Genomic DNA, 13,224 nt, shown 5'->3' with positions numbered 1-13,224 from the left:
TCCCCACATACAAGTCGGAATCTGATTCCCTCAAGGAGTCCTTCACGGACCACAACCCGGCTTCCGCTCCCGGGTCCAGGGCCCGCAGCGACGTGCGCTCAACCAGACCGAGACAGCTGAGCTGCGGAACACGCCGGAAGAGCCTCCGCATCACAGCCCTAAGTTCCTGGCATTGACGCCTGGCCCGCCCAGGTCCTTAGGCCTGGGCAAACCGCGCCTGCAGCGCCGCCTTAAGCGCCTGACATTGACGACGGGCCCCGCCGAGGCCCTTAGGCCTGGGCAAACCGCCCCCGCAGCGCCGCCTTAAGCCCCTGGCATGCGGCGGGGTGCTGCATGACCCACGCTCCGCGTGCAAGAAGAGGTCCGCAGTGCTCCGCTGGCCCGCCGTCCCGCTCGTCTGTGGCTCCGCGATGACCGGTGCCGCGCTGACGCGATCCGCCTGCACTGCCTGCGTCCAACTCCTGGCAAGCTGCGCCCGCCTTGTTTCGTGGCACCTCCGCGGCCGGGTCGCCCAGCCCGCGTTCGGCAGCGCCCTCGGTGCGCCGCGTTGCGCTCCCACCGCAAGCGCTCCGCTCGCCCAACTCGCCCGCGCAGCCTGGAACCGGCTCCGCCGAACTCGTGCGAGCCCGCCGGGGCTGCCCGACAGCGTGAACCGGGGCACCAAGACCGATCAAGCCAGTGGTCCGCCCCGGCCCCGGACCGCCGCGCGAGCGGTCGCCCCGTTTCGGGGCCTCACCCGGCTGAGCTGGGTTCTTAATCGATTCTTGACGTCTCCCGGCAGTGGTGGAAGTCTCGTCAGGGCAGTCCGGGGCAATGGTGCCCGCACGCTAGGGTTGCGCCGAAACCGGAAGTCGCGGAAGCGCTCTCCGGGGCGGGCGCCCCGGGAGAACTTCAGCAGTGTCCAACCCCACGGTCGGCGGCCGGCGCGCCGCCGCCGTGATCAACACCAGAGGAGTGGCAGCAGTGACCGTTCGCGTAGGTGTCAACGGCTTCGGCCGGATCGGCCGCAACTTCTTCCGTGCCGTGAAGGCGAGCGGTCACGACATCGAGGTCGTCGCGTTCAACGACCTCGGCGACGTCGCCACCATGGCCCACCTGCTCAAGTACGACTCGATTCTCGGCCGCTTCCCGGGCGAGGTCAGCGTCTCCGACGAGGGCATCGTCGTCGACGGCAAGACCATCAAGGCCCTCGCCGAGCGCGACCCGGCCAACCTGCCCTGGGGCGACCTCGGCGTGGACGTCGTCGTCGAGTCGACCGGCTTCTTCACCAACGCCGACGCCGCCAAGGCGCACATCGCCGGCGGCGCGAAGAAGGTCATCATCTCCGCGCCCGCCAAGGGCGAGGACCTGACCGTCGTCCTCGGCGTCAACGACGAGAAGTACGACGGCTCGCAGACGATCATCTCGAACGCGTCCTGCACCACGAACTGCCTCGGCCCGCTGGCCAAGGTCCTCAACGACGCCTTCGGCATCGAGCAGGGCCTGATGACCACGATCCACGCCTACACGCAGGACCAGAACCTGCAGGACGGCCCGCACAAGGACCTGCGCCGCGCCCGCGCCGCCGCCCTGAACGTCGTCCCGGCCTCCACCGGCGCGGCCAAGGCGATCGGCCTCGTGCTGCCGGAGCTGCTCGGCAAGCTGGACGGCTACGCGCTGCGCGTCCCGGTCCCGACCGGCTCGGCCACCGACCTCACCGTGACCCTCAAGAAGTCCGCCACGGTCGAGGAGATCAACGCCGCCTACAAGGCCGCCGCCGAGGGCCCGCTGGCCGGCATCCTGAAGTACTCGGTCGACCCGATCGTGTCCTCGGACATCGTCACCGACCCGGCCTCCTGCATCTACGACTCGCCGCTCACCAAGGTGATCGGGAACCAGGTCAAGGTCGTCGGCTGGTACGACAACGAGTGGGGCTACTCCAACCGCCTCGCCGACCTGATCAAGCTCGTCGGCTCGAAGCTCTGAACCTGATGAGCGTCAAGAACCTCGACGACCTGCTGGGCGAGGGCGTTCAGGGCCGCTACGTGCTGGTGCGCAGCGACCTGAACGTCCCGCTCGACGGGTCGGCCATCACCGACGACGGCCGGGTCCGGGCCGCGCTGCCGACGATCGAGAAGCTCGCCGAGGCGGGCGCGAAGGTCGTCGTCACCGCGCACCTCGGCCGCCCCAAGGGCGAGCCGGACCCGAAGTTCACGCTCGCGCCGGTCGCGAAGCGGCTGGGCGAGCTGCTCGGCTCCGAGGTCCCGCTGGCCGGTGACCTCGTCGGCGAGTCGGCGAAGGCGCTCGTGGCCGGACTGAACGACGGCGGCGTCGTCTTGCTGGAGAACGTGCGTTTCGACGCGCGCGAGACCAGCAAGGACGCCGTCGACCGCTCCGAGCTCGCGGCCGAGCTGGCCGCATTGGCGCCGGGCGGCGCGTTCGTCTCCGACGGCTTCGGCGTCGTGCACCGCAAGCAGGCCTCGGTCTACGAGATCGCCGCGGTGCTCCCGGCGTACGCGGGCGGCCTCGTGCTGGCCGAGCTGGACGTGCTGAAGAAGCTCACCGACGACGTCAAGCGGCCGTACGTGGTCGCGCTCGGCGGCTCGAAGGTGTCCGACAAGCTCGGCGTCATCGCGAACCTGCTCACCAAGGTCGACCGGCTGCTCATCGGCGGCGGCATGGCGTACACGTTCCTCAAGGCCAAGGGCTACGAGGTCGGCACGTCGCTGCTGCAGGAGGACCAGCTCGACCAGGTCAAGGGCTTCCTCGCCGAGGCCGAGAAGCGCGGTGTCGAACTGGTGCTGCCGGTCGACGTGCTCGCGGCCGAGGGTTTCGCCGCTGACGCGGCGTACGAGGCCGTCGACGTCACCGCCATCCCGGCCGACCGCATGGGCCTCGACATCGGCCCGCGCTCGGCGAAGCTGTTCGCGGAGAAGCTCGCCGACGCGGCGACCGTCTTCTGGAACGGGCCGATGGGCGTCTTCGAATTCGAGGCGTTCGCCGGCGGCACCCGCGCGGTGGCCGAGGCCCTCGTCAAGAGCGACGCGTTCACCGTCGTCGGCGGCGGCGATTCGGCGGCCGCGGTGCGGCAGCTGGGCCTGCCCGAGGACGGCTTCTCGCACATCTCCACCGGCGGCGGCGCCTCGCTGGAGTACCTGGAAGGCAAGGAGCTGCCCGGCGTGGCGGCGCTGGAGGGGAAGAACTAAGTGGCACGCAAGCCCCTGGTGGCAGGCAACTGGAAGATGAACCTCAACCACCTCGAGGCCATCGCCCTGGTGCAGAAGATCGCCTTCGCGCTGCCGGAGAAGTACTACGCGAAGGTGGACGTGACGGTGCTGCCGCCGTTCACCGACCTCCGCAGCGTGCAGACCCTGATCGACGCGGACAAGCTTTCGCTCACCTACGGCGCGCAGGACCTGTCGCCGCAGGACTCGGGAGCCTTCACCGGCGACGTCTCCGGCCTGATGCTGGCGAAGCTGGGCTGCAGCTTCGTCACCGTCGGGCACTCGGAGCGGCGCGCGATCCACGGCGAGACCGACGAACTGGTCAACAAGAAGGTCAAGGCCGCGCTCAAGCACGGCATCACGCCGATCCTGTGCGTGGGCGAGGAGCTCGAGGTCCGCGAGGCGGGCGAGCACCTCGAGCACACCCGCAACCAGCTCGTCGAGGCCCTCAAGGGGCTCAAGGCCGAGCAGGTGCAGGCGGTCGTCGTCGCGTACGAGCCGGTGTGGGCCATCGGCACCGGCAAGGTCGCGACCGCGGCCGACGCCGAAGAGGTCTGCAAGTCCCTGCGCGGGACGCTGTCGGAGAAGTACGGCGACGAGGTCGCCACGGCGGTCCGGGTGCTGTACGGCGGCTCGGTGAAATCCGGCAACGTCGCCGAGCTGGTGGGCTCGGACAACATCGACGGTGCGCTGGTCGGCGGCGCGAGCCTCGACGGCGAGGAGTTCACCAAGCTCTGCGCGCTCGCCGCGGGTGGCCCGCTGCCCTGATAGTGGGCACTACCGGGTAGCCTGTGTGTTCGGTCCGTCACTAGAACAGTGGACGAGTCCAGGGGTACGGTGAAGATCTGCATACTGCGGATCCGGCCGTACCCCTGCATGCTCCGACAAGCACAGAGGATGACATGAAGCTGTTCCTGCAAATCCTGTTGATCGTCTCCAGCGTGCTGCTGGTCGTCGCCGTGCTGCTGCACCGCGGCCGGGGCGGCGGCCTGTCGTCGCTGTTCGGCGGCGGGATGCAGTCCAGCCTGGCCGGGTCCAGCGTGGCCGAGAAGAACCTCGACCGGATCACGCTGCTGCTGGCCGCGGTCTGGGTGATCAGCATCGTGGGCATCGGCCTGCTGCTCAAGGTCTGACCGGATCCCCTGCAGGGGATGTGCGATCGGCGTGCCTATTGGGGGGCGCGCCGCCGATTCCAACGGGTGAGGATTCATGGTTGGCGGTAACGCGATTCGCGGCACCCGCGTGGGTGCCGGTCCTTCGGGCGAATCGGAGCGGGGTGAATCGGCGCCAAGGCGCCGGGTGTCCTATTGGTGTGCGAACGGGCACGAAGCCCGCCCGTCGTTCGCGATGGACGCGGAGGTCCCCGAAGAATGGGATTGCCCGCGCTGCGGGCTTCCCGGCGGGCAGAACGAGCAGAGTCCGCCCGCCGCGCCTCGTACCGAGCCGTACAAGACGCATCTGGCTTACGTGAAGGAACGCCGCAGCGACGCCGACGGAGAGGCCATCCTCGCCGAAGCGCTCGAGCGCCTCCGCCAACGCCGCGAATTGATCTGAGGCACGGTTTTTCTCCGGGACCACCGGCTTCCCGTCCGCGAGGGCGAGGGCCGGTGGTTTTTTAGTTCCCGGGGCGCCGGGTGGTCTGGACGTGGGCAGGTCCAGACCACTGCCGCACGGCCGGGAACCGGCGCGGCCAGGGACGCGGGAGTGCGGTACGTGAGGGGAACCCTGAGGGAATCAGATTCCCTCAGGGTTCCCCTCACGTACCGCCAAAAGAGGATCAGTCCGGCGACTAGGAGGTCTAGACCTCCGGAAGGCCGGTTTCCGGTCTGGCGCGAGCAAGTTCTCAGCAGGGCCAGGTTTCTTGACCGGTCCAGACCAATTCCAGGGTCCAGGCAGGTTCAGCGGTCCAGCGGATACCGCGCCCGCACCCGGAAGCCGCCGTCCTCCGTCCCGGACGTTTCGAAGCTTCCGCCCAGCAGTCGGGCGCGTTCGGCGAGTCCGGTCAGGCCGTGGCCGCCGGACGGGAACGCTTCTCCGGCGCGACAAGCACGGGCGTTCTCCACCTCGATGTCCAGCGCGCCGCTCGCCGCGTGGATGCGGATCGTGGCCGTCGCGCCGGGGGCGTGCTTGTGGACGTTCGTCAGGCATTCCTGCACCGTCCGGTACGCCGCCGCCGAGACCTGGCTCGGCAGGGTGTCCGGCAACTGCTCGACGGTCAGGTGCACCGGCACGTCGCACTCGCGGATCAGGTGGTCCAGTTCTCCGATCCCGGGTCGCGGGCCGTCGTCGCCGGAACCGGAACGCAGCACGCTCACCAGCGAGCGCAGTTCCTCCAGCGTCCGCGTCGAGAGCTGGCGGATGACCTGTGCCGTTTCCAGTGCCGGACCGTCCTTGGCCTGCGCCTGCAGCGCGCCGGCCTGCATGGCGATCAGCGTGATCTGGTGGGACACCACGTCGTGCATCTCGCGGGCCAGCCGCGCGCGTTCCTCGGCGCGCACCGCGTCGGCGTGGAAGCGGCGTTCGCGGTCGCGGCTCTTCGCCAGCTCGCGCAGTTTCGCCGAGATCTCCGCGCGCGCCCCGATCAGCAGGCCGATCGCGATCGGCATTCCGGCGACCAGGACGCCGTAGATCCCGTCGAGGACGTGTTCGCGCCAGCTCAGTTCCGCGAACTCCTGCAGCGGCCACCGCACGAACCGGCAGGTGAACACCAAACCCGCGCCGACCCACGTCTGCCAGTGCAGTTGCCGCCGCGTCGCGAGCATGCCGAGGTTGAGCATCGACGCCAGCTGTGCCCATCCGGCGAAGAATCCCGGCACCGCGGCGAGCACCGCGAGGAACGGGAAGCGCCGCCGCACCACGACCGCGAGACACGCGGCGGCCGACAGGTACAGCGAATAGGGCTGTGCTTTCGGCGGCACGACCAGCCAGACGTCGAGCACCGCCAGCAGCACGACCACCGCTTCGACGGCGATCGTCGCGACGAGGGGTTTCCGGAACACGGCGAACACGCCGGTCAGGCTGGCGCGCCTGGCCCGTCGAGCTGCTCCCGCTGCGGAGCTGCTCATCGAGATGCCAGGAATCGAGAGTCCCTCAGTGCTCATCGCGGCGACCCCATTCGTCTTGTGGACTTAGTGATGAGATGCTCCGGCCACCCGATCGGGACGCGCGGCGGTGAACAAATGTGCGGATGCTAACGGGAACGTGTGTGTTGCCAGTAAGTTTCACCCAGAGTGGTTCTTGTGGTGTTGTAATCTCCACAACTGCTCCAACAGGATGAACGAAGAGCGGGCGACATCACCATGTGTCGATCACATCACCTTATGTTCACCATACGGCGGTTCCCACATACTGGTGAGCCGCTTTTTGGCGGAGTGTCAGTTACTCCATTTGCCGCCCAGGTCGGGACCAGGTCTTAGCCACGCGAACAGGCGACAGATCACCCGTGCGGGTGGGTGGGAAGTGTCGGAGCGCAGTCGAAGGCCGCCGCGTCGTGGCGAGCACGACGCGGCGGCCTCGAGTGATCAGCCTGCCGGGGCTTACGCGGGCGTCTCCGCGGTCGCGACGAGCACTGCGCGGCCGAGCACGTGGCCGAACATGGTGAACCCGAGGACGGCGGGCGTCGCGTCGGCTGGGACGCCGATCGACTCGACAGCCAAGGCGTGCACGACGACGAAGTAGCGGTGTTCGCCGTGGCCGGCGGGCGGGGCCGCGCCGATGAAACGCGCGGCTCCGGCGTCGTTGCGCAGCTGGAAAGCGCCCTCGGGCAGCCCGGAGCCGGTGTCGTCGCCCGCGCCTTCCGGCAGGTCGGTGACGGTGGCCGGGAGATCGGCGACGGCCCAGTGCCAGAAGCCGGAGCCGGTCGGCGCGTCGGCGTCGTAGACCGTGACGGCGTAGCTCTTCGTGCCTTCCGGCGCGCCGGTCCAGGACAGCTGCGGCGACGTGTCTTCGCCGCCGGGCACGCCGAAGATCCCGGAGAACTGCTCGGCGGACCAGGCCGCGCCGTCGGCGACGGTCGTGCTCGTGACGGTGAAGCTCGGCACCTCGGGAAGGCGCGCGAACGGGGAGTTGGCGGACATGGGTTCCTCTCGCTGGAAGCGGTACCTCATCGACGATAACACTAATAATCGATGATTTGTCAGATCGTCTATCCTGAGGGCATGAAGCAGATGCTGTCCGAGCAGATCTACGACCAGGTCCGCGCCGCGATCATGCGCGGCGAGGTCGAGCCGGGGCAGGCGCTGAAACCGCAGGAGCTGGCGGCGCGGTACGAGGTCAGCCTCGCCGTGGTGCGGGAGGCGCTGGTCCGGTTGGTCGGCGAGGGGCTGGCGGAACGGCTGACGAACCGCGGGTTCGCGGTGCCGGCGCTCGCCGATCGGCGGTGGCAGGAGATCGTCGAGGCGCGTCAGACGGTCGAGCCCGCGATGCTGCGGTTGTCCGTCGCGCGCGGAGACTTGGAGTGGGAGACGCGGGTGCGTGCGGCGGGACACCGGCTCGCCCGGACGCCGATGTATGTGCCGGACGAAGGCAGCTACTACTCCGCTGCTTGGGCGGAGGCGCACCGCTTGTTCCACCGCACGCTGCTCGACGGCTGCGGGAACGCGGTGCTGTTGGAGAATTTCGACCGGATGTGGATGGCGAGCGAACTGGCCCGGCGGTGGACGGTGCACCCGGCTTACCGGCTTCCTGTGGAAGAGGTGCTCGCTCAGCACGAGGAGTTAGAGAGGGCGGCGCTGGGCCGGGATCCGGAGGTGGCGGCAGGGCTGCTGACGGCTCATCTGGGGGCGACGGCGACGCTGTTGACGGGTGCGGAGTCAGCGGGGGAGTAGCGGCGAGAATTTCTTGCCGTGAAACGGAGGGGGCCCGGTGGCAATGCGCGGGGAATTGGCGGCGAACCACCTGGCGGGGGAGCAGGGCTCGTGAGCGCAGCGCCGGGATAAGCCCGCTTCCCTTGTCCCACAAAGAAAAAAGCTCCCCGCGCCAACGCGCGAGGAGCCCTTCCCTGCAAACCGTCTCACTCAGCCGGTGGCTGGTACACCTTCGTCAGCTTCCCAGCCGATTCGCGGTCCAAGAGCCACAGCGTCCGCCGGTACCCGCGGGCGCCCGAGACCGGGATCTGCGTTTCCGGCGCACCGGCCAGTGCCTGCGCGACCGCGTCCGCCTTGGCCGTTCCCGCCGTCATCAGCCACACCTCGCGGGCGCGGCGGATGGCGGGCAGCGTGAGCGAAACGCGCGTCGGCGGGGGCTTCGGGCAGTCGCGGACCGGGACCACCGAGCGCTGGGTTTCGCGCACCTCGGCGGTTTCCGGGAACAGCGACGCGGTGTGGCCCTCGCCGCCGAGGCCCAGCAGCATGATGTCGAACTCCGGCACGTCGGCACCGGGGCCCGCCGCGTCGGAGAGGACCTTCGCGTAGGCCTCGGCGGCCGCGTCGACGTCGTCGCCGAATTCGCCGTCCGACGGGGCCATCGCGTGCACCCGCTCCGGAGCCAGCGGCACGTGGTCGAGCAGGGCTTCGCGCGCGCCCTTCTCGTTGCGCTCGTCCGAATCCGCCGGGACGAACCGTTCGTCGCCCCAGTAGATGTCCAACCGCGACCAGTCGATCGCGTCCCGCGCGCTCGACTCCCGCAGTTCCCGCAGCACGGCGATGCCGGTGCCGCCGCCAGTGAGCACCACCGACGCGGCACCCCGGGCTGCCTGCACGTCGACGATCCGGGTCACCAGGCGGGCCGCGGCGGCCGCGGCGAGCAGATCCGGGTTTTCGTAGACGACGACCTCGGTCCGGCTCATGACGTGCTCTTTTCCGCGGTCTTGCGGGCCGTCTTCGGCTTCGCGGCGGCAGCGGGCTTAGCCGAAGCGGAAGCCTTGGCAGCAGCGGGTTTCGACCCGTTGGACGCGGCGATCTTGTGCAGCCCGTGCAGCGCCGCCTCGTAGATCTCGTCCGGGTCGAGCCGCCGCAGTTCCTCCACGAGGCACTCGGGATTGCTGCGCCGCTGCAACGCGATCCGCCGCGTCGGCTGGCCCGGCTGGGTCAGCGTGCCGACCCGTCCGTCCGGCCGCGTCAGCTCCACCGCGCCCGATTTCCGTTCCAGTTTCACCGAGATGATGCCCTGCGCGCTCGAGCTCTTGACCCGGTGCACCGGTGCCTTGAGGTACTCGGCGAGCCAGCCCGCGAGCAACTCGGTGGACGGCGAATCCGCTTCGCCGGTCACCGTCGCGCTCGTGATCTTCTCGTACGGCGGGAGGTCCAGCGCCGACACCAGCTGCGCCCGCCAGCGGGTCAGCCGGGTCCACGCCAGGTCGGTGTCACCCTCCACATAGGACTTCGCACGCGTGGTGAGAGACCTTATGGGGCTCTTTTCCGCGGCCGAGTCGGTGATCCGCCGCTGTGCCAGCTGGCCGAGCGGGTCCTCTGCGGGAGCCTTCGGACCGGCCCCGGGCCACCAGGTGACGATCGGCGCGTCCGGCAGCAGCAGCGGCACGACGGCGCTCTGCCCCTGCGCGGCCAGCGGACCGTACAGCCGCAGCACGATGACCTCGCTCGCGCCGGCGTCGCCGCCGACGCGGATCTGACCGTCTATGCGCGGCGCGGCCGTGCGCGCGCCCTTCGCCACGACGATGACCCGCGACGGGTGTTCCCGGCTGGCGTCGTTCGCGGCCTCGATGGCGTCCTCGAGCTTGGCGTCGTCGTCCGCGACGATCACCAGCGTCAGCACCCGGCCGAGCGCGACCTGGCCGCCCTGCTCGCGGATCTCCACCAGTTTCTTGTTCAGCGCCGACGTCGTGGTCGACGGCAGGTCGATGATCACGGACGCCTCCAGTGTTTTTGCGGGATACCCGCACCCAGTCGGCGCCCGTGGTCCGCTTCGCGATTGTGACTCACGGACGCCTCCAGTGCCTGCCGGTACGCTCCAGCATCTCGTCAGCCGACTTCGGTCCCCAGCTGCCCGGCGGGTACTGCTCCGGCGCGGTGCCGAGCTTCGCCCAGTGCGACAGCACCGGGTCGAGGATCTCCCACGACAGCTCGACTTCCTCGTTCACCGGGAACAGCGACGGCTCGCCCAGCAGCACGTCCAGGATCAGCCGCTCGTAGGCCTCCGGCGACGATTCGGTGAACGCGTGGCCGTAGCCGAAGTCCATCGTGACGTCGCGGACCTCCATCGTGGTCCCCGGCACCTTCGACCCGAACCGCAGCGTGATGCCCTCGTCCGGCTGCACGCGGATGACCAGCGCGTTCTGTCCCAGCTCCTCGGTGGAGGTGGAGTCGAACGGCAGGTGCGGCGCGCGCTTGAACACGACCGCGATCTCGGTGACGCGACGGCCGAGCCGCTTGCCGGTGCGCAGGTAGAACGGCACGCCCGCCCAGCGGCGGTTCTGCACCTCCAGCGTCACCGCGGCGTAGGTCTCGGTCGTCGAGTCCTTCGCGAACCCGGCTTCCTGCAACAGCCCCGGCACCTTCGTGCCGCCCTGCCAGCCGCCCGCGTACTGCCCGCGCGCCGAGGTCTGGTCGAGCGGCCGCATCGGCTTGGTCGCCGCCAGCACCTTGGCCTTCTCCGAGCGCAGCGCCTTCGGCTCGAACGACAGCGGCTCGTCCATCGCGGTGAAAGCGAGCAACTGCAGCAGGTGGTTCTGGATGACGTCGCGCGCGGCGCCGATCCCGTCGTAGTACCCCGCGCGGCCGCCGAGGCCGATGTCCTCGGCCATGGTGATCTGCACGTGGTCGATGAAGTTGGCGTTCCAGATCGGCTCGAACAGCTGGTTCGCGAAGCGCAGCGCCAGGATGTTCTGCACCGTCTCCTTGCCGAGGTAGTGGTCGATGCGGAACACCGACTCCTCGGGGAAGACGTCGTTCACGATCGCGTTGAGCTCCTTGGCGCTCTTGAGATCGTGGCCGAACGGCTTCTCGATGACCACGCGCCGCCAGGTGTTCTCGTCGGCCTGCGCGAGGCCCGAACGCGCCAGCTGCTTGGTCACCACCGGGAACGCGCCCGGCGGGATCGACAGATAGAACGCCGTGTTGCCGCCGGTGCCGCGTTCCTCGTCCAGTTCGCGCACGGTCTGCGCGAGCCGGTCGAAGGCGTCGTCGTCGTCGAAAGTGCCTTGGACGAAACGGATTCCCTCGGCGAGCCGGTTCCAGACCGACTCCTTGAACGGCGTCCGCGCGTGCTCCCGCACCGAATCGTGCACCAGCTCGCCGAAGTCCTGGTGTTCCCAGTCCCGGCGGGCGAAGCCGACCAGCGAGAACCCGGCGGGCAGCAGCCCGCGGTGCGCGAGGTCGTAGATCGCGGGCATGAGCTTCTTGCGCGCCAGGTCGCCGGTGACGCCGAAGATCACCAGGCTCGACGGACCGGCGATCCGCGGCAGCCGCTTGTCGCGGGGATCCCGCAGCGGGTTGCGCCACGTGGTCACTGAGCGGCCTCCTGCACTGCCCGGACGAGCTCGGCGAGCCCGGCGGCGCGGTCGGTCAGGTGCAGCCGCAGCACCGGACGGCCGTGCTCGGCGAGCACCTGGCCGTCGCCGAGGGCCTGCGCGTGCTGGAGCTGCCCGAGCGTGTACGGGCGGTCCGGCACCGAGAGGTCTTCGTCGACGGCACCGGTGATCTGCAGGAAGCTGCCGTTCTGGTGGCCGCCCTTGTGGTACTGCCCGGTGGAGTGCAGGAACCGCGGGCCCCAGCCGAACGTGGTCTGCACGCCGGTCCGCTTGGCGATTTCGCCGCGCAGCAACGAAGTCGACGCGTCGTCCAGCCGGTCCAGGTAGGCCTGAACGGCGATGTATCCGCCGTCGGCCACCGAGCCGAAGAACGCGCGGAGCACATCGGCGAGCTTGCCGTCGGTCGAAACCCCTTCGCTGCCAAAGACTTCGACGGCACCGTCCACAGTGGCCGGTTCCTCGCCGCCCTTCAGCTTCTCCGGGTCGTCCAGCAATGCGCGAGCCGCCTTCTTGGCTGCCTCGACGTCAGGCTGGTCGAACGGGTTGATCTCCAGCAGCCGTCCGACGAGCGCGGTCGCGAACTCCCACAACAGGAACTGCGCGCCGAGCGGGCCGGTGACCGAGATCTGCGCCGCACCTTCCGGCGCGCCGATCGCGACCGCGGTCGCGTCCTTGCCGTGGTCGGCGAACCCGGGTGCGTCCGGGCCGTCGACGGCCACCGGCAGCAGGCCGGTGCCGAGCTTGCCGGTGGACTCGGCGATCAGCTGCTCCGCCCAGTCCGGGAATCCCTTGATCCCGGAACCGGTGTCGGCCAGCACGACCTTTTCCGCACCGGCTTCGTGCGCCGCGCCCCACGCCGCCGCCAGCTGCACAGCCGGGTTCTCGGCAGTGTCCTCGGCCAGCGTCTCCGCCACCGAGGCGGCCTGGTCGAGCAGCCGCGCGACGTCCGCGCCCGCGAGACCGGCCGGCACGAGGCCGAACGCGGTCAGCGCGGAGTAGCGGCCGCCGACGTGCGGGTCGGCCAGGAAGGTCTTGCGGTAGCCCTCTTTCTCCGCCAGTTCGGAGAACGGGGAGCCGGGATCGGTGACGACGACGATGCGCCGCGTCGCGTCGATCCCGGCATCCGCGAACGCCTTGGCGAAGATCCGGCGGTGGCTGTCCGTCTCGACAGTGCCGCCGGATTTCGACGACACCACGATGACAGTGCGCTCGAGGTCGCCCGCGAGCGCGTCGGCCACCTGGCCGGGGTCGGTCGTGTCGAGCACCGTGAGCGGGACGCCGGCGGTGGCGGTGATGACCTCCGGCGCGAGCGACGAGCCGCCCATGCCGGCGAGCACCACGCGGTCCACGCCCTCGCTGCGCAGTTCCGCGCGCAGCGCTTCGATTTCCCCGATCAACGGACGCGACGACTTGTGCAACGTCGTCCAGGACAATCGGATCGACGCTTCGGACTCGGCGTCCGGACCCCACAGCGTGGAGTCCTTGGCGGCGAGCTTGGCAGCGGCGCCGTCTTCGGCCAGCCGCTGCGCCAGCGGCGCTGCCTTTTCTGCCAGTTCGGCGTCGACGATCACGACGCCGGTTTCGTCCCCGCTCATG

12 protein-coding genes are annotated in these 13,224 nt (G+C 69.7%); 6 read left to right on the top strand and 6 right to left on the bottom strand.

From position 1 onward, the window contains the following. Positions 1-963 precede the first annotated feature (963 nt). The 5 genes from gap to ACFORO_RS02515 all read left to right on the top strand — a co-directional run bounded on the left by gap (position 964) and on the right by ACFORO_RS02515 (position 4,757). A complete protein-coding gene (gene gap, locus ACFORO_RS02535) occupies positions 964-1,965 on the top strand; it encodes a type I glyceraldehyde-3-phosphate dehydrogenase (RefSeq protein WP_354738344.1) in 1,002 nt (333 codons plus the stop codon). A gap of 5 nt (positions 1,966-1,970) precedes the next feature. Next, a complete protein-coding gene (locus tag ACFORO_RS02530) occupies positions 1,971-3,185 on the top strand; it encodes a phosphoglycerate kinase (RefSeq protein WP_377868802.1) in 1,215 nt (404 codons plus the stop codon). Continuing rightward, on the top strand, positions 3,186-3,971 hold the full coding sequence (gene tpiA, locus ACFORO_RS02525) for a triose-phosphate isomerase (RefSeq protein ID WP_354738348.1): 786 nt from the start codon (positions 3,186-3,188) through the stop codon (positions 3,969-3,971). It begins immediately after the preceding gene. 134 nt (positions 3,972-4,105) lie between these two features. Further along, complete coding sequence (gene secG, locus ACFORO_RS02520; RefSeq protein ID WP_354738350.1) at positions 4,106-4,336, top strand: preprotein translocase subunit SecG; 231 nt, start codon at positions 4,106-4,108, stop codon at positions 4,334-4,336. A gap of 76 nt (positions 4,337-4,412) precedes the next feature. Then, complete coding sequence (locus ACFORO_RS02515; protein WP_116206838.1) at positions 4,413-4,757, top strand: RNA polymerase-binding protein RbpA; 345 nt, start codon at positions 4,413-4,415, stop codon at positions 4,755-4,757. A 344-nt stretch (positions 4,758-5,101) separates the two neighbouring features. On the opposite strand, the gene ACFORO_RS02510 is transcribed toward ACFORO_RS02515, so the two are convergent. After that, positions 5,102-6,304 carry a sensor histidine kinase gene (locus ACFORO_RS02510; protein ID WP_377868803.1) on the bottom strand — a complete coding sequence of 401 codons (1,203 nt, stop codon included), beginning with the start codon at positions 6,302-6,304 and terminating at the stop codon, positions 5,102-5,104. Between the two features lie 435 nt (positions 6,305-6,739). After that, positions 6,740-7,279 (bottom strand): YbhB/YbcL family Raf kinase inhibitor-like protein, encoded by a 540-nt coding sequence (locus tag ACFORO_RS02505; protein WP_354738354.1) that lies wholly within the window; start codon positions 7,277-7,279, stop codon positions 6,740-6,742. Between the two features lie 90 nt (positions 7,280-7,369). Between ACFORO_RS02505 and ACFORO_RS02500 the strand changes: the two genes are divergently transcribed. Continuing rightward, positions 7,370-8,029 (top strand): GntR family transcriptional regulator, encoded by a 660-nt coding sequence (locus ACFORO_RS02500; RefSeq protein WP_377868975.1) that lies wholly within the window; start codon positions 7,370-7,372, stop codon positions 8,027-8,029. Between the two features lie 185 nt (positions 8,030-8,214). Here the strand turns inward: ACFORO_RS02500 and pgl are convergent, their stop codons facing one another. The 4 genes from pgl to ACFORO_RS02480 all read right to left on the bottom strand — a co-directional run bounded on the left by pgl (position 8,215) and on the right by ACFORO_RS02480 (position 13,223). After that, on the bottom strand, positions 8,215-8,988 hold the full coding sequence (gene pgl, locus ACFORO_RS02495; protein ID WP_377868804.1) for a 6-phosphogluconolactonase: 774 nt from the start codon (positions 8,986-8,988) through the stop codon (positions 8,215-8,217). Beyond that, positions 8,985-10,007 (bottom strand): glucose-6-phosphate dehydrogenase assembly protein OpcA, encoded by a 1,023-nt coding sequence (opcA, locus tag ACFORO_RS02490; protein WP_354738358.1) that lies wholly within the window; start codon positions 10,005-10,007, stop codon positions 8,985-8,987. The genes pgl and opcA overlap by 4 nt, the downstream gene beginning before the upstream one ends. A 70-nt stretch (positions 10,008-10,077) precedes the next feature. Then, positions 10,078-11,607 (bottom strand): glucose-6-phosphate dehydrogenase, encoded by a 1,530-nt coding sequence (gene zwf / locus ACFORO_RS02485; RefSeq protein ID WP_354738360.1) that lies wholly within the window; start codon positions 11,605-11,607, stop codon positions 10,078-10,080. Then, positions 11,604-13,223: a glucose-6-phosphate isomerase gene (locus ACFORO_RS02480; RefSeq protein ID WP_377868805.1), complete on the bottom strand. Its 1,620-nt coding sequence runs from the start codon at positions 13,221-13,223 to the stop codon at positions 11,604-11,606. Before ACFORO_RS02480 ends, zwf begins: the two co-directional genes overlap by 4 nt. Between the last annotated feature and the right edge of the window lies 1 nt (position 13,224).

The sequence above is a fragment of the Amycolatopsis halotolerans genome, from assembly GCF_042647905.1.
GTDB lineage: Bacteria > Actinomycetota > Actinomycetes > Mycobacteriales > Pseudonocardiaceae > Amycolatopsis > Amycolatopsis halotolerans.
The sequence above is the reverse complement of the archived record's forward strand: the minus strand, read 5'-3'. Positions and strand labels throughout refer to the sequence as shown.